General features: G+C 43.1%; 23 protein-coding genes. 13 read left to right on the forward strand and 10 right to left on the reverse strand.

Annotation, left to right across the window (positions count from 1 at the left end):
- Nucleotides 1–171: 171 nt before the first annotated feature.
- Both M917_RS10450 and glpK read right to left on the reverse strand, forming a co-directional pair.
- The gene (locus M917_RS10450) at nucleotides 172–645 is read right to left on the reverse strand and encodes a hypothetical protein (protein ID WP_200861763.1); all 474 of its coding nucleotides are present in this window, start codon (nucleotides 643–645) and stop codon (nucleotides 172–174) included.
- A 498-nt stretch (nucleotides 646–1,143) separates the two neighbouring features.
- Nucleotides 1,144–2,736 (reverse strand): glycerol kinase GlpK, encoded by a 1,593-nt coding sequence (gene glpK, locus M917_RS10455; RefSeq protein ID WP_021814812.1) that lies wholly within the window; start codon nucleotides 2,734–2,736, stop codon nucleotides 1,144–1,146.
- Between the two features lie 220 nt (nucleotides 2,737–2,956).
- Here glpK and M917_RS10460 point away from each other — a divergent pair, with 220 nt between their 5' ends.
- The gene (locus M917_RS10460; RefSeq protein ID WP_021814813.1) at nucleotides 2,957–3,811 is read left to right on the forward strand and encodes a YihY/virulence factor BrkB family protein; all 855 of its coding nucleotides are present in this window, start codon (nucleotides 2,957–2,959) and stop codon (nucleotides 3,809–3,811) included.
- Nucleotides 3,812–3,926: 115 nt separating this feature from the next.
- Here M917_RS10460 and sthA read toward each other — a convergent pair whose 3' ends face one another.
- Complete coding sequence (gene sthA / locus M917_RS10465) at nucleotides 3,927–5,576, reverse strand: Si-specific NAD(P)(+) transhydrogenase (RefSeq protein WP_021814814.1); 1,650 nt, start codon at nucleotides 5,574–5,576, stop codon at nucleotides 3,927–3,929.
- Between the two features lie 152 nt (nucleotides 5,577–5,728).
- The gene (gene ppsR, locus M917_RS10470) at nucleotides 5,729–6,625 is read right to left on the reverse strand and encodes a posphoenolpyruvate synthetase regulatory kinase/phosphorylase PpsR (protein WP_021814815.1); all 897 of its coding nucleotides are present in this window, start codon (nucleotides 6,623–6,625) and stop codon (nucleotides 5,729–5,731) included.
- A gap of 446 nt (nucleotides 6,626–7,071) precedes the next feature.
- On the opposite strand from ppsR, the gene ppsA reads away from it, so the two are divergent.
- The 6 genes from ppsA (at nucleotide 7,072) to M917_RS10500 (ending at nucleotide 12,720) form a co-directional block, all read left to right on the forward strand.
- Nucleotides 7,072–9,456, forward strand: coding sequence for a phosphoenolpyruvate synthase (ppsA, locus tag M917_RS10475; protein WP_021814816.1), 2,385 nt, complete (start codon nucleotides 7,072–7,074; stop codon nucleotides 9,454–9,456).
- A gap of 112 nt (nucleotides 9,457–9,568) precedes the next feature.
- Entirely contained in the window at nucleotides 9,569–10,552 is a 984-nt protein-coding gene (locus M917_RS10480) for an RDD family protein (protein ID WP_021814817.1), read from the forward strand.
- A gap of 233 nt (nucleotides 10,553–10,785) precedes the next feature.
- Nucleotides 10,786–11,190 (forward strand): 30S ribosomal protein S6, encoded by a 405-nt coding sequence (gene rpsF / locus M917_RS10485; protein WP_021814818.1) that lies wholly within the window; start codon nucleotides 10,786–10,788, stop codon nucleotides 11,188–11,190.
- Between the two features lie 16 nt (nucleotides 11,191–11,206).
- Nucleotides 11,207–11,437 (forward strand): 30S ribosomal protein S18, encoded by a 231-nt coding sequence (gene rpsR, locus M917_RS10490; RefSeq protein WP_010198808.1) that lies wholly within the window; start codon nucleotides 11,207–11,209, stop codon nucleotides 11,435–11,437.
- 20 nt (nucleotides 11,438–11,457) lie between these two features.
- The gene (rplI, locus tag M917_RS10495) at nucleotides 11,458–11,967 is read left to right on the forward strand and encodes a 50S ribosomal protein L9 (protein ID WP_021814819.1); all 510 of its coding nucleotides are present in this window, start codon (nucleotides 11,458–11,460) and stop codon (nucleotides 11,965–11,967) included.
- 513 nt (nucleotides 11,968–12,480) lie between these two features.
- Entirely contained in the window at nucleotides 12,481–12,720 is a 240-nt protein-coding gene (locus M917_RS10500) for a hypothetical protein (protein WP_040642605.1), read from the forward strand.
- Nucleotides 12,721–12,787: 67 nt separating this feature from the next.
- Here M917_RS10500 and M917_RS10505 read toward each other — a convergent pair whose 3' ends face one another.
- The 3 genes from M917_RS10505 to cobT are packed head-to-tail and all read right to left on the reverse strand — an operon-like array spanning nucleotide 12,788 to nucleotide 15,329.
- Entirely contained in the window at nucleotides 12,788–13,381 is a 594-nt protein-coding gene (locus tag M917_RS10505; protein ID WP_021814822.1) for a histidine phosphatase family protein, read from the reverse strand.
- 32 nt (nucleotides 13,382–13,413) lie between these two features.
- Nucleotides 13,414–14,277 (reverse strand): adenosylcobinamide-GDP ribazoletransferase, encoded by an 864-nt coding sequence (gene cobS / locus M917_RS10510; RefSeq protein ID WP_021814823.1) that lies wholly within the window; start codon nucleotides 14,275–14,277, stop codon nucleotides 13,414–13,416.
- A complete protein-coding gene (cobT, locus tag M917_RS10515; RefSeq protein WP_040642714.1) occupies nucleotides 14,277–15,329 on the reverse strand; it encodes a nicotinate-nucleotide--dimethylbenzimidazole phosphoribosyltransferase in 1,053 nt (350 codons plus the stop codon). Before cobT ends, cobS begins: the two co-directional genes overlap by 1 nt.
- 183 nt (nucleotides 15,330–15,512) lie before the next feature.
- On the opposite strand from cobT, the gene M917_RS10520 reads away from it, so the two are divergent.
- Both M917_RS10520 and M917_RS10525 read left to right on the forward strand, forming a co-directional pair.
- On the forward strand, nucleotides 15,513–16,910 hold the full coding sequence (locus M917_RS10520; protein ID WP_021814825.1) for a GntP family permease: 1,398 nt from the start codon (nucleotides 15,513–15,515) through the stop codon (nucleotides 16,908–16,910).
- Nucleotides 16,911–16,941: 31 nt separating this feature from the next.
- Nucleotides 16,942–18,078, forward strand: a complete 1,137-nt coding sequence (locus M917_RS10525; RefSeq protein WP_021814826.1) for a glycerate kinase — start codon at nucleotides 16,942–16,944, stop codon at nucleotides 18,076–18,078.
- 280 nt (nucleotides 18,079–18,358) lie between these two features.
- Here the strand turns inward: M917_RS10525 and M917_RS10530 are convergent, their stop codons facing one another.
- Together M917_RS10530 and M917_RS10535 are read right to left on the reverse strand one after the other, a co-directional pair.
- On the reverse strand, nucleotides 18,359–18,697 hold the full coding sequence (locus M917_RS10530; RefSeq protein WP_040642715.1) for a RidA family protein: 339 nt from the start codon (nucleotides 18,695–18,697) through the stop codon (nucleotides 18,359–18,361).
- A gap of 59 nt (nucleotides 18,698–18,756) precedes the next feature.
- Nucleotides 18,757–20,004, reverse strand: a complete 1,248-nt coding sequence (locus M917_RS10535; RefSeq protein ID WP_021814828.1) for an NAD(P)/FAD-dependent oxidoreductase — start codon at nucleotides 20,002–20,004, stop codon at nucleotides 18,757–18,759.
- A 356-nt stretch (nucleotides 20,005–20,360) separates the two neighbouring features.
- Here M917_RS10535 and ychF point away from each other — a divergent pair, with 356 nt between their 5' ends.
- From ychF to M917_RS10555, 4 genes are all read left to right on the forward strand, one after another.
- Nucleotides 20,361–21,452, forward strand: coding sequence for a redox-regulated ATPase YchF (gene ychF, locus M917_RS10540; RefSeq protein ID WP_021814829.1), 1,092 nt, complete (start codon nucleotides 20,361–20,363; stop codon nucleotides 21,450–21,452).
- A 142-nt stretch (nucleotides 21,453–21,594) separates the two neighbouring features.
- Nucleotides 21,595–22,131 carry a hypothetical protein gene (locus M917_RS10545; protein WP_021814830.1) on the forward strand — a complete coding sequence of 179 codons (537 nt, stop codon included), beginning with the start codon at nucleotides 21,595–21,597 and terminating at the stop codon, nucleotides 22,129–22,131.
- A 185-nt stretch (nucleotides 22,132–22,316) separates the two neighbouring features.
- The gene (locus tag M917_RS10550) at nucleotides 22,317–23,741 is read left to right on the forward strand and encodes a deoxyguanosinetriphosphate triphosphohydrolase (RefSeq protein ID WP_021814831.1); all 1,425 of its coding nucleotides are present in this window, start codon (nucleotides 22,317–22,319) and stop codon (nucleotides 23,739–23,741) included.
- 192 nt (nucleotides 23,742–23,933) lie between these two features.
- Nucleotides 23,934–24,614, forward strand: coding sequence for a TetR family transcriptional regulator (locus M917_RS10555; RefSeq protein WP_021814832.1), 681 nt, complete (start codon nucleotides 23,934–23,936; stop codon nucleotides 24,612–24,614).
- Between the two features lie 153 nt (nucleotides 24,615–24,767).
- Here the strand turns inward: M917_RS10555 and gspK are convergent, their stop codons facing one another.
- On the reverse strand, nucleotides 24,768–25,838 hold the full coding sequence (gspK, locus tag M917_RS10560; protein WP_021814833.1) for a type II secretion system minor pseudopilin GspK: 1,071 nt from the start codon (nucleotides 25,836–25,838) through the stop codon (nucleotides 24,768–24,770).
- Nucleotides 25,839–25,875 lie beyond the last annotated feature (37 nt).

Genomic DNA, 25,875 nt, shown 5'->3' on the forward strand with positions numbered 1-25,875 from the left:
TATTTGTGACTCACTTTGTTCATCAAACTAGCCAGATCTACAATCAAGCTAAATTCAGTGACGAGATAGTAAGCTTCTGCATTGTTTACTTACTTAAATTAAATAGGCCATTAGTTGCACCTAATTAATTTGAGCCTATATACCATTATTTTACTATATTTTAGCTTATTGTTATTTTGACACACGGTTCCATGCATCACGTGATGCACGGCGAGCATCATTCCACTCCATGCGTGACTCACCCTTCACTTCCTGCCATGAACGCTCTAGGTCTGCTTCGTGGTCTTCAAAACGAGCATCAGCGGGATAACGAGCACGGTTGGCATAACCTACTGCATAGGCTGGGTGCAAATCTCGGTCAAAATCATGACCTTCTCTGTAATAGTCAGCGTTTGCATGCTCTGCGCGCCAGTACGCTTCTTCATGTGTTGGATTCATTGCTTCACCTGCTGCATGTCCTGCACTGCCACCAACGATAGCACCAATAGCACCACCAATTAGCGTACCTAATGGTCCTGCCATTGTACCGATAGCCGCGCCTGCTGCTGCACCGCCAATACCACCAATACCTGTACCTACTGGATGCGAACCTGGCTCACCTGTGATCATATCCGCGTTTAAATCGTCTTTTGTTTCGTCTGACATGTGTTTTACTTCACTACGATCGATAGCATCGTGGTCATTTATAATGTTATCGTTATCATGTCTAGTAACTCGATTGCCGTTTATCATATGGTCGTTATCGGTTGCTCTACGTTCGTTGTCGTCAATTATACGCTCTCTATCACCTACTTCAAGGTAATCATCAGCAATTACACGGTTATCAGTGTCTGTAATACGGCCATCGTTATTCATAATATTATCCTTAAATGCATTGTTATATATTAGAGTTATTAAGTGCTAATTTATTAAGTAATAAAGTATATTAAATAATAAAAAATCAGCAATGTTGCTTGATTCGTCTAAAGTATAAGAATTTATAGGTGCAGACAGATAGAACGATTATGTAAACTGTGTCCGAATTACGAGTGTCTTACGTTACAGCCTGTATCTTGAAAATCCTTTTGTATGGCAGTCACCCTCTTTAAGTAATGATTGATTAAGCTGTTACTAAACTTGAATGACATGACTCAATATTTATATTTATATCATGCTCAACGCTCTATCTATAGCTTGTTGCCACTTATAAAGATGCGCCTGACGCATATCGGCAGACATGGTGGCTTCAAAAACTCGTTCGACTTGCCATGAGGCTTGCATCGTTGCTTCATCGTATAGACCTGTTTTCAACCCAGCAAGTAACGCAGCACCTTTGGCGGTGACTTCTGTATCTTTTGGACGCAGTACTGGCACATCCAGCAAATCTGCCTGAAACTGCATAAGTAAGTCATTATTAGCCGCCCCACCATCCACTCTCAGTTCGGTGAGTGGATGAGGACTGTCTTTTTGCATAGCGATCAGTACGTCATAGGTTTGATAGGCAATCGCTTCTAAAGCCGCTCGCGCAATATGGGCTTTGGTGGTGCCACGGCTCATTCCCGTAATACTCGCGCTGATATCCGAGCGCCAATAAGGAGCACCAAGCCCTGTAAATGCAGGCAACAGGACTACCTCGCCACTACTATCGACTTGCCGTGCCAAATGCTCAACCTCACCGCTTTGTTGAATCATACCCAGATTATCGCGCAGCCACTGGACAATGGCACCTGCCATAAACACACTGCCTTCTAAGGCATAAGTAACTTCCTTTTTTGGTGGTTGTAACATGCGTCGTCCTGATTGGACGATTTGATCAAATGAGAGACTCTCTGGACGAGTTGACTCAGATTTTCGTTGCCAAGCGATGGTAGTCAATAGTTTATGCGCACTGAGTTTGGGTTTTTGGCCAATATTCATCAGCATAAAACAACCTGTGCCATATGTATTTTTGGCCATGCCTGCATCGAGACAACCTTGTCCAAACAGCGCCGCTTGCTGGTCGCCTAATACCGCATGAATAGGAATCTGTTTGGCAAACAATCCTTTTTTGGTTTTCCCAAAATCACCATCAGAAGGCAAAACTTTAGGCAACATCCCCATCGGTATCGCAAAAAGAGCGCACAAGTCTTCTGACCACGCCATTTTATGGATGTCATACAACAAAGTACGAGAAGCATTGGTCACATCAATGACATGCTCGCCACCTGTAAGCTTGTATATAAGCCAACTGTCTATGGTACCGACCGCTATTTCGCCTTTGTTGGCGCGCGTACGCCATTTGGGATTGTGTTCTAGCAGCCAAGCGATTTTGCTGGCGCTAAAATACGGATCTAAGCGTAAGCCTGTGATACGTTGTATGTCACTTGCTATGTCGTCCTGATTGCCATTATTGATGCTGGTAGGAATCTCAGTCGCAAGGGTTTTGCAATAGCTTGCGGTGCGTCTGTCTTGCCAAATGATGGCAGGTGCTAAAGGTTTGCCCGTTTGTTTATCCCAAATAACAATGGACTCTCGCTGATTGGTAATCGCAATACTGTTAACATCGGTAGCGAGTAGCCCTGCTTGGTTAATCACATCATGGGCACAACTGATTTGAGTTTGCCAAATTTGCTGCGCGTCTTGTTCAACAAAATCTGCTTGTGGCGTTTTTAAAGTCGTCGGCTGCTGTGCCATTTTAATTGGACGCGCATGATCATCGTACAATATCGCTCGACTTGACGTTGTCCCTTGGTCTAAAGCCAAAATATATCCTGTCATCACTCACATCCTATCTTATTTCAGTCATTTGAACTTTGTAACTATCTACTGACGCTTATATCAATGCCGCCGAGATTCGATTGCCGACTTTGTATACTGAATGATAATTTTATATTAAAAATCGTAGGGTAGGTGAATAAGCGCTTATACTGGTTATCATACAACTACTGATAACCTTACTATTACTAATTTTATTGCGAATAACTGTTTTATGAAAAAAATGACTTCCAAATCGATAAGTTGGCTGAAGACCTTACTAGAAGCGTGGCGTATAGCAAATAGTTCTAATATTTGGGCACATTGTGCGAGCGTGGGGTTTTTTGGTTTTTTGTCCATTTTTCCAGTAATGGCTGTGTTTGTGCTACTTTATGGTCTAGCGTTTTCGCCCGCTGAGATGTACGAGCAGATCTCATTTTTGCGCGCCTTTATACCTGATACTGTGTATGAAGTCCTTAATTCACGCTTAAGCGAGTTGGTCTCTAACACTGCATCCGCATTAACTTTCAGCCTTATTGTATCGAGCTTGCTCGCTCTTTATGCTGGCGCTAAAGGTATCAAGTCTTTAATCATTCTTATCAATCTTGCCTTTCATATCACTCAAGAGCGCGGCTTGATACAGAGCACAATTCGAGCAGTTGGTTTGACCTTTGCAGCGATAGTGGTTTTGATCATAGCGATCTCTTCTATCGCTGTTATTCCTTTAATAGCGGCTTATTTCCCTTTCCCTCAAGTGGCTAAGACGATTGCGCTTTGGAGCAGATGGCCAATATTGGCTGGTATCATATTCTCAAGCTTTTTAGGTCTATATCGTCTAGCCCCAAACCGTGATGCCATAGCGTTAAAACAATTGATGCCAGGCGCAGCTTTGGCGACTATTCTTTGGATCATATTGTCTGCCCTGTTTTCGATTTATGTACAAAATTTCAATAATTATAGCGCTGAATTTGGCGCGCTTTCAGCCGCCGTGGTGATTATGCTTTGGCTTTATTATTCAGCCTTTATCGTAGCCTTTGGTGCTATTTTTAATTCTGAAGCAATAGAGAACGCCAAGCCTTGCGCCATTCGAGTGTACTAGAGCGCATTTGCCCCAATCTTGGTCACCGACTAGGGTGACGAAGTATACAAAAAAAGCGCCTACTGGTGTTGTAGACGCTTTTTCTATTCACAGTACCCTATAAACATTTTATAAATTAAAACACTCGATTCAAGCCGTTCAATGCCGCCACGCGGTAAGCTTCTGCCATCGTTGGATAATTGAATGTGGTATTGACAAAATACTCAAGCGTATTATTACTCTTACATTTCATCACTGCTTGTCCAATGTGAATAATCTCTGACGCATGATTGCCGTAGCAATGGATACCTAATATCTCTAACGTCTCACGGTGGAATAGTATTTTTAGAACGCCAGTACGCTCACCGATGATTTGCGCACGAGCAAGATGCTTGAAGAATGCTTGTCCCACTTCATAAGGCACTTTTTCATCCGTCAGCTCTTGCTCAGTTTTACCAATACACGATATTTCAGGAATCGTATAAATACCAGTCGGGACACTTGATACTGGCTCAGCATCGCTATCACCCACCATAAAGGCGGCGGCACAGCGCCCTTGGTCGTAAGCTGCAGATGCGAGCGACGGCCAACCGATAACATCACCAGCGGCATAAATGTTGTCGATCTCAGTACGATAGGTGTCGTCAACTTTTAATTGGCCACGGCTATTGGCTTTAAGACCGATGGCGTCTAAGTTTAGACTTTCCGTATTACCCGAGCGTCCATTTGACCAAAGAATGGCATCAGATTTGATTTTTTTACCACTTTTGAGGTGTAAAATCACATAATCATCATGAGTTTCAAGGTGATCAATCTCTTCATTGCTGCGGATAAGGACACCAAATTGTCTAAAATCGTGGGCGATAGCATCACTGATTTCACTATCTAAATAACTGAGTAGCTGATCTTGGTTATTGATCAAATCAACTTTGTAACCAAGCCCTGTAAAGATAGAGGCATACTCACAACCAATCACGCCAGCACCATAAATGATGATTTTTTTGACGATATAGTCCATTTGTAGGATTTTATCAGAGTCAAACACACGTGGATGATTAAAATCTAAAATGTCAGGACGATATGGGCGGCTACCAACAGTCACAATGGCTTTGTTAAAGGTAATGGTCTCAAAAACATTGTCATCGGTTTCGATACGTAAAGTATGGTTGTCGATAAAACTTGCCCAACCTTGAATAACTTCAATACGGTTACGTTCATAAAAACGTGTGTGAGTATTTACCTGACGGCGTATCACTTGACGGGCATTGGCCAGTACACTATTTAGAGGTACTTGCTTATATTCCATCGCCTTGGTGAACATAGGGTCACGGCGAAAGTTAATTAAGTTAAATACTGATTGGCGCAGCGCTTTACTTGGAATGGTACCCACATGAGTAGAGTTACCACCTACTTGGTCACGCGGATCAACGACGACCACTCTTTTACCAGACTTGGTCAGCTTCATCGCAGCAGCTTCACCAGCAGGGCCTGCACCTAAAACAACAGCATCATACTCATACTCGTGATCGTCACTTTTTAAACGGCGCGAATCTTTAGCAAAACCAGATTTGATGTCAATACGGATATCATCGAGCGGATTGATGAGATCGGGGTGATGCATGACATCATCAGTGACTTGCTCATGAGTCTGCTCAATTTTTTGTTTTTCACTTTGAGCTTCAGTGTGCTCAGGACTGGGCACACGACCACTCTCTTTATTCGATACTTCAGTATGAGTATCCTCATCGATATTATTAGTTGCGTCACTTGCTTTTTTACTTACCATCATGTCCTCTTTATGCGTATTTATTTATCGTTTAAACCAATAAGTGAATTTATACATAGATGAGTCGAAATTGTAATACTAAGGTATGCTCACCATACGTTTTGACACTATATTATATTTCGCAATACTCAATCAGTTGTTATTGTCCTTTATCAACCAATACGGCGCTTAAGACCTGTCATCTGCAAAATACGCGTGGCGATTTCTTCAACAGACATCTCAGACACATCTAGGCTTGAAATACCATGGGTAATATAAATCCCTTGTATCGCGCGCTGCTCTTGCTGACATTGTTGATAGCTCGAATACCGACTGCCTGCGCGGCGTTCTTGACGAATTTTTACCAAACGATCAGTATCAATCAGTAGACCAAATAGCTTGTCTTTGTGCGCGCGTAATGCTTTTGGCAATTGATTGTCATACAAGTCATCCTCGGTCAAAGGATAATTGGCGGCGCGAATACCAAATTGTAACGCTAAATATAATGAAGTTGGCGTTTTGCCGGAGCGAGATACCCCAATCAAAATAATATCTGCCGCATCATAATGACGAGTACGCGCACCATCGTCATTGTCTAAGGCAAAATGAACTGCGTCGATACGTTCTTTATAAGTCTCAGAATCAACGTCATCATGCGCATGACCTGAGTGGCCATCTGGCTCCACTCCCGTCTCTTCTGCAACACGCCCAATCAAACCCTCATACATGTCTAAATTACAGCTTTCTGCCGAGTTGATTTTTTCACGAATTTCAGGATTTACAATAGTATCAAACACCAGAGGCAAAAAACCATCCCGTTGATAGGCCATATTAATTTGCTCAACTGCCTCTTCAGCGCGCTCCAAACTGTCCACATAGGGCAACACTCTTGTCTCAAAAGGTACCGAAGCAAATTGGCTCAAGATAGCACGTCCGAGCGTCTCAGCAGTAATCGCTGTGCCGTCTGAAATAAAGAACGCGGTTCTAATGGCTTGCGAGCTGTCTGAATTTAGAGCATTGCGATTTTGAATAGTAGGATTCACTTGTTCCGCTGGATTGCTTGAGTACATAACGTTGGCACCTCGATTGAAAACACAATAGTAACCTTTATTTAGCGCTTTATTTTAATCTATCTTTGGCTGATTGAACGCATAATGTGGCATTTGATATAAGTACTAAGATTGGATACTTATTAAAATAAGAGAGTTACATAATGAAAAATCTCTTCTATCTATGGTCTACATTATACGCATAATGGAGATCTAATAGAAATTAATGTTACAGGCGTACACTTAGAAACCAACACTGTTTTTGGTCTCGCCATTTCGATTGAGCGTTATTTTACAGACGTTCTACTAATAAAAAATTGCGATGATCTCTACAAGTTATGTAGCAAACTCGACAATTTGTATATTTTTAACAAGTTTTTTGGTTAAACTCCTCGAAATCCTCTTAATATGGCGGTATAATTCACCGTTATAATCTTTACTAAATAACCTTATTTTCTGGAGTTATCATGGCAGCGCAATCTACAGCACTTGTAATCAATCTTGATCAGCTAGGAAAAGACGACATTGAGATGGTCGGTGGCAAAAATGCCTCACTTGGTGAGATGATCAGCCATCTTTCTGATTTAGGCGTTAGTGTTCCAGGCGGCTTTGCCACCACTTCAAATGCATTCAACCGTTTTTTGACCGAAACGGGCTTACTTGACAAAATCAACAGTGAGCTAAAAACATTAGATGTGAATGATGTTAATAAGCTTGCAGTCACTGGTAAAAAGATCCGTACTTGGATTATTGAGCAAGAACTGCCAAAAGATCTTGAACAAGAAGTGCGTCAGTCATTTGAAACCATGAGTGGCGGCGAAGATATCGCTGTTGCTGTACGTTCTTCTGCAACTGCTGAAGATTTGCCAGATGCATCATTTGCCGGTCAACAAGAAACGTTCTTGAACATTCGCGGTATTGATAACGTCCTAATTGCTATTAAAGAAGTATTTGCCTCACTATATAACGACCGCGCCATCTCTTACCGTGTTCATAAAGGTTTTGAGCATGAAGGCGTTGCCCTATCTGCTGCGGTACAGCGCATGGTACGTTCAGAAACTGGCGCGGCGGGCGTTATGTTTACGCTAGATACCGAAAGCGGCTTTGACCAAGTGGTTTTCATCACATCAAGCTACGGCCTAGGTGAAATGGTTGTACAGGGTGCGGTAAACCCAGATGAATTCTACATCTCAAAACGTCTACTAGCCGATGGTAAACCTTCTGTTATCCGCCGTAATCTCGGTAGTAAGCATAAGAAGATGATCTACGGTGACGAAGGCAGCACTGCCAAATCAGTCAAAACGGTCGATGTTGAAAAACAAGATCGTATGCAGTTCTCTTTATCTACTGAAGAGCTGACGTCACTTGCCAAGCAAGCGGTAACGATTGAAAAGCATTATGGCCAAGCGATGGACATCGAATGGGCAAAAGATGGTGATACTAACGAGATCTTTATCGTTCAAGCGCGTCCAGAAACGGTTAAGAGCCGTCAAGACAGTAATGTCATGGAACGTTATATCATCGATACCACTAATGCCAAAGTATTGTGTGAAGGTCGCTCAATCGGTCAGCGTATCGGTTCAGGTAAAGTACGTATCGTTAGTAATTTGAACGAGATGGACAAGGTACAAGAAGGCGATGTACTCGTATCAGACATGACTGATCCGGATTGGGAGCCAGTTATGAAGCGTGCTTCTGCCATCATCACTAACCGCGGCGGCCGTACTTGTCATGCTGCAATTATTGCTCGTGAGCTTGGCGTACCTGCTATCGTTGGTTGTGGTAATGCCACTGAGCTATTGGTTGATGGTCAAGACGTGACTGCCTCTTGTGCTGAAGGTGACACTGGCTTTATCTATGAGAGTCAGATTGATTTTGAAGTACAGACCAACTCTGTTGAGTCTATGCCAGAACTTGCATTCAAAGTCATGATGAACGTTGGTAACCCAGATCGCGCCTTCTCATTCACGCAAATGCCAAACGAAGGTATTGGTCTTGCGCGTCTAGAATTCATCATCAACCGTATGATTGGTGTGCATCCAAAAGCATTGCTAAACATGAACAGCTTGCCACGTGAGATTTCACAAGCCATCAATGAGCGTATCGCTGGTTATGCCTCTCCCGTTGACTTCTACGTTGATAAATTGGTCGAAGGTATCTCAACGTTAGCTGTTGCCTTTATGGATCAACCTGTTATCGTTCGTATGTCAGATTTTAAATCAAACGAATATGCTAACTTGCTCGGCGGTAAATTATACGAGCCATCAGAAGAAAACCCAATGCTGGGCTTCCGCGGTGCTAGCCGTTATGTGTCTGATAACTTCCGTGACTGCTTTGAGCTTGAGTGCAAAGCGCTCAAACGTGTACGTGATGAGATGGGCTTGACCAATGTCGAGATTATGATTCCATTCGTACGTACGGTTGACGAAGCAGCACAAGTAATCGAATTACTGGCGAAAAACGGCCTAAAACGCGGTGAGAACGGTCTACGTGTCATTATGATGTGTGAGCTACCAACCAATGCTTTGCTAGCAGAAGAGTTCCTAGAGCACTTCGATGGCTTCTCAATTGGTTCTAACGATTTGACTCAGTTAACCCTTGGTCTTGATCGTGACTCAGGTATCGTCTCTCATCTATTTGACGAGCGTGACCCTGCCGTTAAGAAGCTATTGTCTATGGCAATCGACGCCTGCCGCAAACAAAACAAATACGTTGGTATTTGTGGTCAAGGTCCATCAGATCATCCAGATCTTGCTTATTGGCTCATGGAGCAAGGCATCAGTTCGGTATCCTTGAATCCTGATTCAGTATTAGATACTTGGTTTTTCTTAGCGGGTGAAGAAGCGAAATAAGCCATCACGTTAAGTCACAGCAATAATTCACACAGTCTAAAGCTACCGCTTTTAGGGTCTATTTGATTTTTTCAGATAGACCCTAATATAATGACTTAAGATATGACTAACTATGCAGGCAATTATGCAGATTTTCCTTGCTCGAAATAACGTCCAAGCTGGTCCATACAATTTGGAGCAGCTTAATATTATGCTGGCCTCTGGTGAAGTGTCACTAGATGATTTGATGTGGCATGAAGGCTTAGATCAATGGCAGCGCGTCGGTAATTTGACCAACAATCAAACGCTTTATCAACCGACTATTGCTAACAGACCTGAGGTGAATGACTCTATCATCAATAATGTGACTGTCTTTCCTGAAGACACAGCCACTAGTGCTAAAGATGGTAAGTCCGTATCACTAGATAGACTATATGGTAAGCCTGAGAACCCTAAAAATGTGAAAGCAGATATGACGACCAATCGTCATCAAACGCCGCACAATAACGTGTCACTGAACAAGTCCAGTCTTAAAAAAGCTACCACAGACAAAGATAAAGTCGTTGGCAATGTGGTACTTGCTCCTATCATGTCGCGAGTGCTAGCCACTGCCATTAATGGTTTATTGTATTTATTGGCAATTGTCCCATTAGTGCTGGCATTGACTAAAATGGATGTGGATTATACTAAGTTCCAAAACATCCAAGATATGGACGCTGCTTATCAATACTCAATGACGCTAATGGAAAGCCTTCCTAGTAGTACATTGATGATGTCGCAAGTCATGGTCTTTGGTTTATTTGCGCTACAACTGGTCTTTATCACGCTACGTGGTCAATCATTGGGTAAGCTACTTACTGGTATTCGTGTCGTGGATCAAACCACCCATCGTCTGCCATCATTTACCAAGCTTATCGGTGTGCGAACCTTGTTGCTTTTTATTATTTATAATTTGTTGTTCTCTTTCACCAGCTTCTTAGGATTTGTCATTATTGCTATCCATTATTACATGGCCTCCAAAAGCCCTGAAAACATCGGTTGGCATGACAAACTTGCAAAAACGTTGGTTGTAAAAGCTGATAGCAGTCAATTGGTAAAAGAGCCAAAAATAAAATAACCTTCTTAAATAAAACAATCTTCTTTTAGCCACGTTTTTAATTTGGTTCATCATATATTTTATTAGCAGCACCTCAGTGATTAACCTTTGTGTTAATGATTAAGTACTGTTATAATACGGCGCTTTATAAACTAAGCTTATGCCCTGCTATATTTGCTCGGTATCTCGCTTACCTTATAAATCTCCTTGCTATTAACATAGGGTTAATAGCTACTAATCCGTAAGGAGTCATAATGCGACATTACGAACTGGTGTTACTTGTACACCCAGACCAAAGCGACCAAGTGGTCGGCATGGTCGAGCGCTATATCAAGTTAGTTCAAGACAACAACGGCACTATCCATCGTTTAGAAGATTGGGGTCGTCGTCAACTGGCTTACCCAATCAACAAGATTCACAAAGCTCATTACGTTCTTTTCAACATTGAAACTGACGGTGAGACTTTGGCTGAGCTTGAAGAGTTATTCCGTTATAACGACGCGATCATTCGTAGCCTAGTTATGCGCCGTGACGAAGCTGTCACTGAAGAGTCGCAGTTAGCCAAGAATGCCGATGAAAAACGCGCACGCAAAGCAACTACTCGTCGTCCAGACAGTCGTGAAAACGATGGTGACGACAACGACAACAGTGAAGACTAATTAAAGGAGAATACTCATGGCACGTTTCTATCGCCGTCGCAAATTCTGCCGTTTCACTGCTGAAGGCATCACTCACATCGATTATAAAGATGTTGAATTGCTAAAACAGTATATCAGTGATAATGGTAAAATCGTACCAAGCCGCATTACCGGTACATCTACTAAGTATCAGCGTCAACTAGCGACTGCTATCAAGCAAGCTCGTTATTTATCGCTACTTCCATACACTGATAACCATCAAGGTTAACCGTTAACTAGGAATGACTCATGCAAATTATTTTGTTACAGCGTATCGTCAACCTTGGTAAACTCGGTGAAACTGTCGATGTAAAACCAGGTTACGGACGTAACTTTCTTGTCCCACAGGGCAAAGCACTACCTGCAACTAAAGCTAACATTGAAAAGTTCGAAACACGTCGTGCCGAGCTCGAAGCTGAAGAAGCTAAAGAAGTTAGTATTGCTCAAGAACGTGCTGAAGCGTTAACTGACGTTAATGTTATTATGCGTGCTAAATCAGGTGACGAAGGCAAACTATTCGGCTCTATCGGTACTCGCGATATCGCTGAAGCATTGACTAACTCAGGTCTAGAAGTTGACCGTGCTGAAATCAAGCTTCCTGAAGGCACTTTACGTCAAATTGGCGAATACAATGTTGATATTCAGCTACACCATGACGTTACCGCTACTATTCTAGTTACCATTCTTTCTGAAGATGGCGACAACGAAGAGTCAGCAGAAGAAGTTGAAGACGAAAACGAAGATTATTCAGAAGAGTAATTTTTTGAATATTTAGATTTAGTCTAAAAAGGCCAGTAACGTCATGTTGCTGGCTTTTTTTATGTCTATATTTTACCTGTAAATCATATTCAAGCCACTATAAAATCAATAAAATGTAACTGTGCGCACTTTTAAAACAGTCAAATTATATAGGCTCTGCCCTCATTTTAAAAACGGTTATAAAAATGAGATCAATTGAAGCCAAACGAGAAAAATAGCGCCGATAATCTTTGGATATTGACCAGCTATTTGACGCGGTTTTGCCAATATTCAATCATTTTTAGTCCATTTAATCGCTATCGTTTAGATTGAGTACACACACTAGCATTGTCTACTTATTATCATTTTTTTTAAAATGATATATTCTAGTAACTATCTGCAATACACCATTTAAAAATATTATACTTAACAATAAGATACTACCTATAAACTCATCTTTATAATTATCAATTAAGTTGCTATTCTTTTATTCATATTATTTACCGACTCTTATTTTTCGACAAGGCATGAAGTATGATAAACACCAGTGAAATAAAAACCAATGATAAATTGTTATGTATACGGGGTAATGACTTCTATTTAGAAGGTGAAATTTACACTGTAGGTAGAATTGTGAATAATAGATATTTTCAGCTGTTGACTGGCAATAATGACGATCACTGGTATGCAACATTAGATGATGAGGGTATCTACGTGAGCTTTGACTCTACAACGGCCAAAAATAGCAAAGCGTGGTTTGATAGAATCGCGTAGCTCTCAGTAACAGAAGGAAATATGAGTTGCTCCTAAAAACGACTGTCAACTCTAATCATGTCTTTGATCAAAAATCCAATCGATGATGCGTCAGATAATTGACAGACTGTGGCCATTCAGAAGCTATCTTTGGCACACTTTTTTTGGCAGCAATCATTTTGGCAGCGTTAATCCAGCCTGCATGACCAATGACTAATATGGGTTGACCATTGCTCTCACTATTGCTCTCAAAGCCATTTGTACTTTCGAACTCACTTTTGATAACTCTATCATGCAACCAACTGTCGGCACGCTCAAATAATTGATGCAAGCTTTCACCATCATTAGGGGCAAAATGGGCAAAATCACGACACCAATCATCAATTTCTGTCTTATCGATTTGTTCCCAAGGGCGGCCGTCCCATACACCAAAATTAATCTCAGCAAGTTCAGACGCAATTTTGTATTGAAAACCACGTTGCGCCAATATCTGCCCAACGCCTAATGAACGTTGTAATGGGCTAACCCAAATAACCTTGGGCAATTGATGCAGGCGTACAAAACGCTCAATTTTATTGGCAAGGCGTTTTAATTTACGTTTGTCTACGGCTATGTCTGTCTGTCCAATGCACCTACCTTTTACCAAAATTGGTTTGGGGTGACGCCAAATATAGAGAATCATCGATGTGGGTTTTCCTATTTGGTTGCTAAAATTTAGACAAATGGTACAGATACCGCAATTCCCATGTATGTGGCAACTTCGCTGAGCTGCTGTGTCGCGCCTAGCCCATCACCAGTATAACCATCAAGCCGTCTACGTAATAAGCGCCGCATATGGTCGGTAGCGATTAGTGCCAGTAACAAAGCCAGCAACCATTGATTCAGTCCGATTTGTTGAATGCCACTAGGAAATATGGCCATTACCAATATTCCTGCCAACAGCAGCCAACCACTGCTCAACACTCCCTGCAATAGCGTCAGCTGCTGCGCCATCGGTTTGGCTTTAGCATGCTCAAGCTCACCGCCGTAAGGCAACAGAGCGAGCAGACTAATACATAGCAAACGCGAAGCCGTATGACCGATAATAAGTGCAACGATAGCAACCGATGGTGGCATAGAAGCCAACAAGGTAATTTTAAGCAGCAGCACTGAAACTAACCCTAAAACACCATAAGTGCCTAAGCGCGAATCTTTCATAATCGTTAAAGTAAGCTCACGAGTCAGGCCGCCACCCAAGCCATCGCAGCTATCCGCCAGACCGTCTTCATGAAAAGCACCTGTCAGTCTAATACCAAATGCGGTACTTATTACTGCGGCAATCAGTGGCGTAAATAAAACACTACCGAGCCAAAATACGCCAGCACAAAGCAGCCCAACCAATAGACCCACGGCAGGGAAATGACGGCTACTCTGATGTAACCATTGCGGATCATAATTGGTAAATGAAGGTACTGGCAGTCGCGTTAAAAACTGTACGGCAACGAGCAGCAACCGCCATTCATATTTGATGAGCTGTATAATGGTTGGTCTAGACACAGATTGTTTTGACTGCTTTGGTAGTTTTAAAGGCGATGACATCAGTGATTTTGCTCACTGATACCAGCATCACTAAAACTTGCCATCTCTTTCATAATGGCACATGCTGATTGCAATAGCGGGTACGCTAGCGCCGCACCGCTTCCTTCACCCAAACGCATGCCCATGTCCAATAATGGCTTAGCTGACAATAGCTCTAATAAATGTGCGTGACCTGGCTCAACTGAGTGATGGGCAAATACAGCATATTGGGCAACGCCTGGCGCTAAACGTTCAGCAACCAACAAGGCGATACTGGCAATAAAACCATCCATTAAAAGAATACGGCGTTCGCTGGCAGCGCCAATCAGTGCACCTGCCATCATCGCAATCTCTAAGCCACCGAGTGCCGCAAGGGCTGCTAATGGTGCTTTTTCCTCACTATGACGCGCTAATACTTGCTTTAAAATATGGGTTTTGTGCTGCAATCCTACATCATCAAGACCGGTGCCACGACCAATACAATCCGCAATAGGTATATCACCCAATCTCGCCAATAATAAGCTAGCGGCTGAGGTATTACCGATACCCATCTCGCCTACAATCAATAAATTACCGGGTAAATCCTTGACTACTTCCATACCGTTTTTTAACGCAGCCAAACACTCACTTTCTGTCATGGCAGACTCTGTTAATGCGTCACGACTACCACGGCGTATTTTACAATTCAGTAGTTGCGGATGCGGTGCAAAATCTGCATCTACCCCCGCATCGACAACCTTGAGCGCAATATTATGTTGGCGTGCCAATACATTGATCGCCGCCCCACCTTGCAAAAAGTTATATACCATTTGTGCAGTAACCGCGCTAGGATAAGCAGATGTGCCATGCTTGGTTAAACCATGATCCGCCGCAAACACTCTGATTTGTGGCTGCTCAATGTGCGGCGTGGTTGTCCCTTGAATCATACCCAATTGCAATGCCAGCGCCTCTAATCGTCCAAGCGCACCAAGCGGTTTGGTTTTTAGATCAAGAATTTGCTGTAGTTGCTGACGAAGTACATCATTTGCTATATTGGTGATAGGGGGTGCGGTGAATCTGGTCAAGAGAAGCATCCTGATATTGGTAGAGGTTAAACAAAAACACATACTAGCAGAGTATGGAATTTTTGCCATTAACTTTGCCATTAACAAAGTCATATCTGTTCCGAATAGATTTCCTAGTAGCGCATATTTACGATAGAATATGCCCCTTTAAAAATCCCTATCATTATTGATGTCGAATTAAGTGACAGCGGCATGAATGATTCACTAAATATCTACTATATAGAGACAGTAATGATCGTATTTTGGCTGGTGCTGACCATTCTTTTTATTATTTTCGCCACAGCAAAGTTGAAGTGGCATCCTTTTTTAGTGTTGATATTGTCCGCTTTTTTGGTCGCGCTTTTTTATCAAGTGCCACTTAACACGGTGGCAAAGACAATCTCTGATGGCTTTGGTGGTATCTTAGGCTATATTGGTTTGGTGATTGTCTTTGGTACTATTATCGGACTAATCCTTGAAAAAACAGGTGCCGCTATTGTAATGGCAGAAACGGTTATCAAGGTTTTGGGGCCACGCTTCCCTACCTTGACCATGTCCATCGTTGGTGCTGTGGTGTCAGTGCCAGTGTTTTGCGATTCAGGCTACATCATTTTAAACTCCTTAAAAGAGTCTTTGGCTGAGCGGTTGCAGGTATCTAGCGTGGCAATGAGTATTGCCTTAGCAACGGGTTTATATGCAACCCATACCTTTGTGCCACCAACACCTGGTCCGATTGCAGCAGCAGGAAACTTGGGGCTTGAGTCAAATTTAGGCTTGGTCATCATGGTTGGTGTGGTGGTAACGGCTGTGGCCGTACTGGCAGGCTGGTGGTGGTCTAATCGCTTTTTGAATGTCGCTCCTGATAATATAGATGCACTGGACGCGCCAGCCGCGACATTACCTGAGAATATGAAAACCCGCGACGACTATAGCCATATGCCTTCAGCAACGATGGCCTTTTTGCCTATTATCGTGCCAATCGTATTGATTTGCTTGTCCTCTATTGCCAACCTCCCAAGTACGCCGTTTGGCAGTGGTATGGTGACTGATATTCTGATATTCATCGGCAATCCACTCACCGCGCTGCTTATTGGTTTGTTTCTCTCATTTTTACTTATCAATACTGAGCAAAAAACACAGCAAATTAGCGACAGCATCGCACAAGGTTTGGTAGTGGCTGCGCCCATCCTTCTGATCACTGGTGCTGGTGGTGCATTTGGTGCCATGCTAAAGGTCACGCCGATTGGTGATTATTTGGGCACGACTCTATCAGCATTAGGACTGGGCATTTTTATGCCATTTGTCGTCTCTGCTGCTTTAAAAACTGCGCAAGGCTCAACCACAGTCGCTTTGGTCACTACCTCTGCGATGGTTGCTCCGTTAATGAGCCAAATTGGTCTCGATAGTGAGCTTGGCCGAGTATTTTGTGTGATGGCCATCGGTGCAGGTGCAATGACCGTCTCGCACGCGAATGACAGTTTCTTTTGGATTGTCAGTCAGTTTAGTCGTATGAGTGTGGCGCAGGCTTATAAAGCCCATTCAGTGGCTACTGGTATTCAAGGCGTGACCAGCATCGTGTTTATCTGGTTATTAACCTTGGTATTTATTTAACGCATTAATTGAAATAGGCAAAGAGAATTTCATGAAAATTTTAATCGCCCCCGATTCGTTCAAAGAAAGCTTAGAAGCATTGGATGTTTGCCGTGCCATTCAATCTGGGTTTAGCCAAGTGTTTCCAGATGCTGATTATACGTTGTTGCCGATGGCTGATGGCGGTGAAGGTACGTCTGCGGTGTTGTCTTATGTATTGGGGGGATGCTGGAAAGAGGTGCGCGTGCACGACCCACTTATGAGACCAATTACCGCAAAATATTTGTTATTACCCGATGCAACTGCGGTTATCGAAATCGCTCAGGCTTGCGGATTGCATCTATTGACAGTCGCAGAGCGTAATCCTGTCATTGCTAGCAGTTATGGTGTTGGTGAGCTTATCGCGGACGCTTTAGGAGAAGGTGTCAAACGCATCGTTATCGGTCTGGGCGGTAGTGCGACCAATGATGCAGGTGTTGGGATGTTAACCGCGCTCGGCATGACGTTTCATGATATGAATGACGACATTTTAGCTCAAGGTGGGGGCGCACTCGCTCGCTTGCAACGACTCGATAACACTAACTTTCACGCAAGCGTACTGGACACAGTATTTGAAGTGGCGTGTGATGTGACCAACCCGTTATGTGGTCGGTTGGGGGCAAGCGCGGTATTTGGGCCACAAAAAGGCGCTTGTCCAGAGCAAGTTAATACCTTGGATAAAGCGCTGAGTCACTTTGCAACTATATCTGGTCACCACGGTTATGACGCGTGTCAAGACGTCGCAGGTGCTGGGGCTGCTGGCGGTCTTGGCTATGCATTGATGACTTTTTGCCGTGCTCAACTGAAATCAGGTTTTGACACTGTGGCTGAGGTGGCTCAACTGTCACAGCATATTGCCGAGGCGGACTTGGTCATCACTGGCGAAGGTAAACTTGATGCACAAACAGCCATGGGCAAAGTAGCCGGTGGCATCAGTCAGTTTGCCAAAGACAGTCATACGCCAGTCATCGCTATTTGCGGCAGTGTAGATGGTTTAAAACCTGCTCAAACCAGCCAATTCGATGTCGTCATGCCTAGCATTCAAAAGATAGATTCTATTGATAATGTGCTGAGCGCCGCTTATGACAATATCGAGACAACCGCTGTGAATATCGCTGCAGCGATACGACTGGGTCAAAGCATGAGATAATACCAAATTCAAAAAAATCATCCCGTTTCGCTGACTCTCGTTTATATTGACCTGACTATATAGTTGAAAAGCTTTAAAGTCGCTACAGTATTGCTGGTGTAAATCTTTTGCAGCATCGAGCTGCGAAGGCACAGCAAGCAAGAAAAATTTGCACCAGCAGTACGTGTTGTATCGATATTACTTTTCACCGACTATATAAATAATGTTTTCTCTCATAGAAAAAGACATGATATCGCTATCATGTCCTTTTTTATTTAATACAAGTACTACGGGCTATTTATTACTCAGCAGCGATGGCGATCATCTCAACCAATAGCTCAGGGCGTGCGAGCGCTGATTCGCCGCAAGCACGAGCTGGTGGCTGTATGCCCTCAAACCATTTGTCATAAACCTCGTTCATAGCAGCAAAGTCTGCCATGTCTTTTATCCAAACCGTTACTGATAATAGCTTTGATTTATCGCTACCCACTTCTTCTAATAACGTTTGGATCTTTTCCAAACAAGTCAACGTTTGCGCTTTAATATCGTCTTCTGCATTACCTACCTGACCACATAAGTAAACGGTCTGGTTGTGGACGACAATTCTGCTCATACGTTGAGTACTATGTAGCTTTTTTATCATGTCATATACCTTCAAATTATTAATTTAACTCGGTGCTGATTCAGTTAAACACGTTATTAGTTAGAAAAACGCTGGGCGCTAAACGGTGCTAAATCGACCAGTACAGGCTTATCATGAATCATCTCTTCAACAAGACGCCCTGTCATTGGCCCAAGTGTGAAGCCCTGATGGCTGTGACCAAATGCAAACCATAATTTGTCATGCTTATCAGCAGGACCGATTACTGGCTTCATATCCGGCATACAAGGACGTGATCCTGCCCATGCTTCACTCTCAACCGCATCTTCTAATGGCAAGATTTTTTTAGCGAGCTTCAATACGGTTTGTAATTGACCAAAATTCTTTGGCGCATTCATTGTGGTCATCTCAGCACCTGTGGTGATACGGATACCCTGCTGCATCGGCCCCATGACAAAGCCTTTGTCCATATCAAACATACTATGATGGATCGTATTTTTTTCCGTCACTTTGAAATGCTGATGATAACCGCGCATTGGGAATAACGGCAGATTATAACCAAGTGGTTTGATCAAATCATTAGACCATGGACCTGCGGCGATGACCAATTTATCACTATAATAAGTATCCTTATCAGTGATGACTTTCCAGCCCTCTGCATCTTGTACTATTTCTTTGACATCGTTTTCTTTGATCGTACCCTGCATGTCTTGGAAGTTTTTTGCATAGGCTTTGACTAGCGAGCTTGGGTTTGACACTTGCCATGAGTTCAGCCAATGGATAGCACCAACGAAACCTTCAAAATTGGCGCGTGGCTCCATTGCTTTTAGCTGTTCAAGGTTCAGTACATTGTGCTCCACACCTTGGTTGCGAGCATCAATGGCTGACACTTGCGCTTCTTTAAACGTTTCTTCCGAGCGATGCAGCTGTAACCAACCATCGCGGGTAATCAATTCATCAGCACCAGAGGCACTAATCATGGTTTGGTGCTCACTGGTACAATGCTCAATCAACGTCTGCCACTCAGATTCGATTTTTTTGACTGAAGCGGGCGTAGAGTATTTCCAATACTGTAATAGCGCCTGATGGTAACGCAAAATTGCTGGAATACGATAGCGAATATCAGTCCCTTGATTTGGCAATACTCGTATCATTTCAGTCAATTGACGCGGAAAAGGATGCGTATGAATGGCTTCGCGCTGAATCAATCCTGCATTGCCATATGAGGTCTCTGACCCTGGCAATTTCTTATCTAAAAGTAATACATTTGAGTTGTTTTTTTGTAGATGCCACGCGATTGACGTGCCAACCATACCTGCACCAATAACGATAACTTCATAGCGCATAACCTATCCTTTTCTTAGGGTGTTAATACAGAGTATAAGATGTAAAGGTCTAACAGAATAAGGTGGTAATAGTAACGCATTAAGCTGAATATTAAACCCTAATCTTATAAATATTTTTGCTATTAAATACTTTTGGTTATAGGGTTTTAAAGAAAATATTTTTGATAGGAATAAGAAGCAAATAAAGATTGCATTTTCCAAAAAAATTGATGTATTTAGGCGCAGTGGCAGCCCAATGACACCATATAACAACCTCACCTATATTGAGTGAAATTTGCTACAATATCACCAATTTTGATTTACAATCTGACTAAGTTTTATATCAACTGATTTTATTAATACATTGAGAGACTGTTATGGGTTTTAATTGCGGCATCGTCGGCCTACCAAACGTGGGCAAATCCACCCTATTCAACGCCTTGACCAAAGCGGGTATCGCCGCTGAAAACTTTCCGTTTTGTACCAAAGACCCCAACACTGGTATCGTACCTGTACCTGACCCACGCCTGAAAAAATTGGCTGATATCGTCAATCCTGAGCGCGTATTGCCCACAACCATGGAATTTGTAGACATTGCAGGTCTGGTAGCAGGCGCATCAAAAGGCGAAGGCATGGGCAATCAGTTCCTAGCCAATATCCGAGAAACCGATGCGATTGCTCATGTGGTTCGCTGCTTTGATGATGACAACGTCGTACACGTCGATGGCCGCGTAAGCCCTATTGATGATATCGAAACCATCAACACTGAGTTGGCATTGGCTGATTTAGAAGCCGTTGAACGTGCAATCCACAACCAAACTAAAAAGGCTAAAGGTGGTGATAAAGACGCGCAAGCATTGCTTGACGTGTTTAAAAAAGTTGAACCCTTGTTAGCAGAAGGCAAAGCAGCTCGCGCCGCCAACCTAGATGCCGATGAGAAAAAACTCATCCGAAGCTATGGTTTGATTACCCTAAAACCAACCATGTACATTGCCAACGTCTCTGAAGATGGTTTTGAAAACAATCCCTATCTAGATGCGGTACGTAACTATGCCACTGGCGATGAGTCTATCGTCATCGCGCTATGCAACCAAATTGAATCTGAAATCGCGCAACTTGATGAAGATGATAAAAAAGACTTTTTGGCTGAAATGAACATGGAAGAAGCCGGTCTTGATCAGGTCATTCGTGGGGGTTATGATTTACTTGATATGCAGACTTACTTTACTGCTGGGGTAAAAGAAGTGCGCGCATGGACAGTCGCTATTGGCGCTACTGCTCCCCAAGCAGCGGGTGTGATTCACACTGATTTTGAGCGCGGTTTCATTCGTGCTGAAGTGATTGCTTATGACGACTTTATTGAGCACAACGGTGAAAAAGGTGCAGCAGCCGCTGGCAAGTCACGTCTAGAAGGCAAAACCTATATCGTCCAAGATGGCGATGTGATGCACTTTAGATTTAACGTGTAATACCACTGGCAGTTTGATGTAAAAAACCAATATAGAGCAATCTATGTTGGTTTTTTTAAGACTAATATGTTATATTATAACGTAACTATTTACGCTTTTATTCTCACACTACTATCACTTTATATTTACAAAGGCATTTTTCATGATAACGCTTACTCGTACTCACTCTAAAACTGCTCTACTTTGCGTTGCTTTTCTATTGGCTGGCGCAGGTTGCCAACAACAAGCCGATACGCCGCAACAGAGTAATAATGAAGCTGCTGCAACTGACTCAACCGCTGAGATGGCACATGATGAGCACACACAAGATGCGCATGCAGACCATGATGAACACGGGCATGAAGGCCATAATCACGCAGCAGATATGACCGTTTACACGTGTCAACCTGAACAGATGATCGAAGCTCATTATGACACTGCAAATGGCGATCCATCTGCTAGCAGCGCCCATCTATTGATTGACGGCGTAGAATATGATCTGACTGCTCTGCCGCCAACGGCAGGCAGTAATGGATTTACTGTATATGAGACGGATATTGGTATCAATAATGATGCAGGTATGAAATGGCAAGTCAGTGCCGACACCAACAAGGCAGTACTGAGTAATAAAACATTAGATGGTAGTGTCGCTGAGAGCGATGAAGCCATACTATTTGATTGCCAAAAAACAGACGGTTAATACTGTCTAGGGTGTATCCTCATAAATAATTATCTGAAGCACTACTCTCTAAAAATTATCCAAAAAAAGTTATGGTTGCCTGTCACAAAACAGGCAGCCATAACAGATGAACCGACATGACTATTTTGCTATGCTAAGAGCAATATAACAAATACCGTCAGTTCATCATTGGGATCATAATAATAATGCCTAACCATTTACCTCTCTCATCCTCTGCCACTACCCAGTGGTCGCACTTGCTAAACGCACAACGCCTCGGATCGTTCAAAAAACCCAAAGCAGGTGAAACCGCACGCTCACACTTTCATAAAGATTATGACAGACTGGTTTTTTCTCACTCTTTTCGTCAGCTCAACCAAAAGACGCAAGTCCATCCATTAACCAATCAGCTCGGTATCCATACTCGCTTGACCCACTCGCTTGAAGTGTCTTGTATAGGCCGCTCTTTGGGAATGATGGCAGCAGAAAAACTCCATGACAAAATAGATAGCGGTCTACCAGCTGGCATCTCGCCAGCCGACGTTGGGGTCATTGTACAAGCAGCATGCCTCGCACACGATATCGGCAATCCACCATTTGGTCATGCGGGAGAATATGCGATTCGTGATTGGTTCAGAAATCCTAACGCTCAGGCTGTTTTGCAAAACCTGAGCATCAACGAGCAATTAGACTTGCTGGCTTATGAGGGCAACGCGCAAGGGTTTCGACTGTTAGCACGCAATGAGCACCATCCTGATAAAGGTGGTATGCGCTTGACCTGCGCAACGTTGGGCGCTTTTATGAAGTATCCTTGGCTTGCAACCGACAGCAACGATGTCAGTACCCAACATATCGGCAATGACGTACAAAAATTTGGCTGTTTTTATAGTGAAGCGGATCAGTTAGAAGCGTTGGCAGCCTCTCTGCATCTACCACGCTCAGAACAGCACGACGGTTTTGCCCGTCATCCATTGGCTTATTTACTAGAAGCCGCAGACGACATCTGCTATGCCTTGATCGATTTAGAGGATGGCATCAATTTGAATATTCTAACTTATACCGATGTGGCCAGTATATTTTATGAACTCATTGGCGAGCGTCCTAGTAGCATTCATGTACCAGCACACATGTCAGTGCGGCAGAGTCTCGCATCATTACGGGCGCGTGCCATGATGCGGTTGGTCAATACGGTCACTGATGCTTTTGTAGCAAATAATGATGCCATGCTAGCGGGGACACTTCACGGCAGCTTATTTACTCATTGTGACACTAGTGTGCAAAACGGTATCAATCAAGCCAAGCAGTTGGCACGTGAGCAAATATTCAATCACCCAAGTAAAGTAAGAATGGAGCTGATGGCCAATCAATGTTTGCATCGTCTGCTAGATGCTTTCATGCCGCTGGCTTGGACAGGCGGTCAAACAGTCTCTATGTCCTCTGTATCTATGTCCTTTGAGCAACAGCGTTTGCTAAGCCTATTGCAACCACATCTTGACGAACATCGCCGTGAGCTGGCAAATGACACCTATCTTAACATCCTGAATGTTTTAGACTTTATTACCGGTATGAATGACCATGAGGCTTATCGATTGGCTCAGGAACTACAAGGTCATTGGGGGACGATGGTGTAGTCACATCAAACCCAAAAAATACGATTAGCTGTGTCAAACTTACTTAGCCTACAAATACGCAGTACTTGCACCCGTCTTCCTTGCTATTCTGATTTTTGGGATTGGTATAAATTCACCCAAGTTGCGTATTTCAGTCGTATTTGTACGCTGAAATGAGTATGATAAACGTCTATCGGACAATTTTGAACTATTATGAGCAGTCGCGAACAAAAAAAACTTCAGACTCGGCACGCTTTTTTTAATGCAGTGCTCGATTTATGTATGACAGGGCAGTCGTTTAGCTCTATCAGTTTAAGGCAGGTAACCCGTGAGGTTGGCGTTGTGCCGACAGCGTTTTATCGACATTTCAATGATATGGAATCGCTTGGGCGAGCATTGGTAGTAGAAGAGCTGGGCGGTACGCTGGCAATATTAAGTGATAGCTTGCAAATCGGCCGCAAACGCAGCTTCGATCGCCAAATTGCCAAGAGTATTCAGCTGTTTCTGTATATGGTCAGTGAGCAGCCTTATTACTGGCAGTTTTTGGTTAGTGAGCGTTATGGTGGCTCGGAAGCTGTGCGTAAGGCCATTAATGAACTGGTCAAAAAACACGCGCAAAGCTTAGCTGACGATCTCGCGCTACAGCCAGCATTTACCCATATCAATGGCTACGATCGTCGTTTATTGGCTGAGGCTGGCGTCAATATGTTTTTTTCTTGGATTATCGATTGGTTGGAATTGACCTATACTGAAGACCATGACGATGAAATAGATTTGAATGAGATTGAAGAAAATAAGCAGTTGATGCTACATAACTGCACCCGCCAAGCACAGATGCTGTTTTATGGTGCTTATAACTGGAAGTCTAGCGAAGAGACTCTCTTAAAAGATTAGAGCCTGTTTGCTTATAATGAGTTCAGTACAAAAACGAGTCAGCGTAACTGGAATGAATTTTTTGTAGCATCGAGCTGCGAAGGCACAGCAAGCAAAATTTATATCAGTTACGCGTTGGAATATACTATATCTGTTTTTTTAGAATCAACTCTATCAAAAACTGGGTCTAAAAGCCCATAATCGTTGGGCGACCACCTTAACGTCCTTTGTTTTGTCGCTATTGCTCGCATCACCTAGATTAGAATTATTGTTATTAGGATTATTGTTATCACCGTTAGAATTACCGTTACTCTCCGTCTCGGTAGCCGTTTTACGGATTAAAACCGTCGCAAAACGCTGTCTTGTTTGGTCACTATCTGCACTATCGGTCGCTGTAATAAGCGCCATAAAAGCTTGACTGTCAACGGCCAGTAATGGTGTCAATGCCTTACGCTGCTCTTCATTTAGACTGCTCAATATTGGCAATTGCCACATGTCATCGACAGCAGTTAACGCTTGCTTTTCGCGTATAGCAACCAGCTCTTGCATCTGCTCGCCAGTGCCACCTTCTATCAAGGCAGCCAACAGGACTGGACTGGCTGTATTGACATTGATAGGTACAAAGTAAGGGGTCGCTGTAATATAAGGACGAAGTGCCGCTAGTACATCAGCATCAACGCCTCGAATCTCTTGCAACTGATCGATACTTATAAAGGGCTGGTTCGGCAATGTATTAGCAGAGATAGCATTCGACTGCTGAGTGTATACCACACTCTCATTACCACCATCTTCATGCACTTCACCGTCTGTATCTTGATAATCAAGTACTGCAATGGCAATTTCAGAGTCCAAATTCAACTGTGTCAAAAGCCGTTGAAATACGGCCAAAGCGGTCGTATCAACTGCCCCCTTTTGATATAAATTATTGATATTAAAACGACTGGCCTCATCGCGTAATTCAATGCTAATACTATGTGTGCCTAAGTTATAAGGCGGTATTGGCTGCGCCCAGATATCTTGTACGCTATCCGTATCATTCAATTTATTATCAGCACGGATCATGGTAACGGCCAACTGCTGACCTGCATTGATATCTTGTAATAACTGATTTTGGTCAAACAATAAACCACTGCGCCTGATGGCAATTTTTTGACTGGCAAGCATCGCCCCTGCGACCACAGTAATACTGACCACCAATAGCAAGATAGTGAGTAGCGCCACCCCGCGTTGAGAGTTGGCTATCATTGACATGCACAGCTTTTGTTATTGACCCAATGGTACA

Source organism: Psychrobacter aquaticus CMS 56 (genome assembly GCF_000471625.1).
GTDB lineage: Bacteria > Pseudomonadota > Gammaproteobacteria > Pseudomonadales > Moraxellaceae > Psychrobacter > Psychrobacter aquaticus.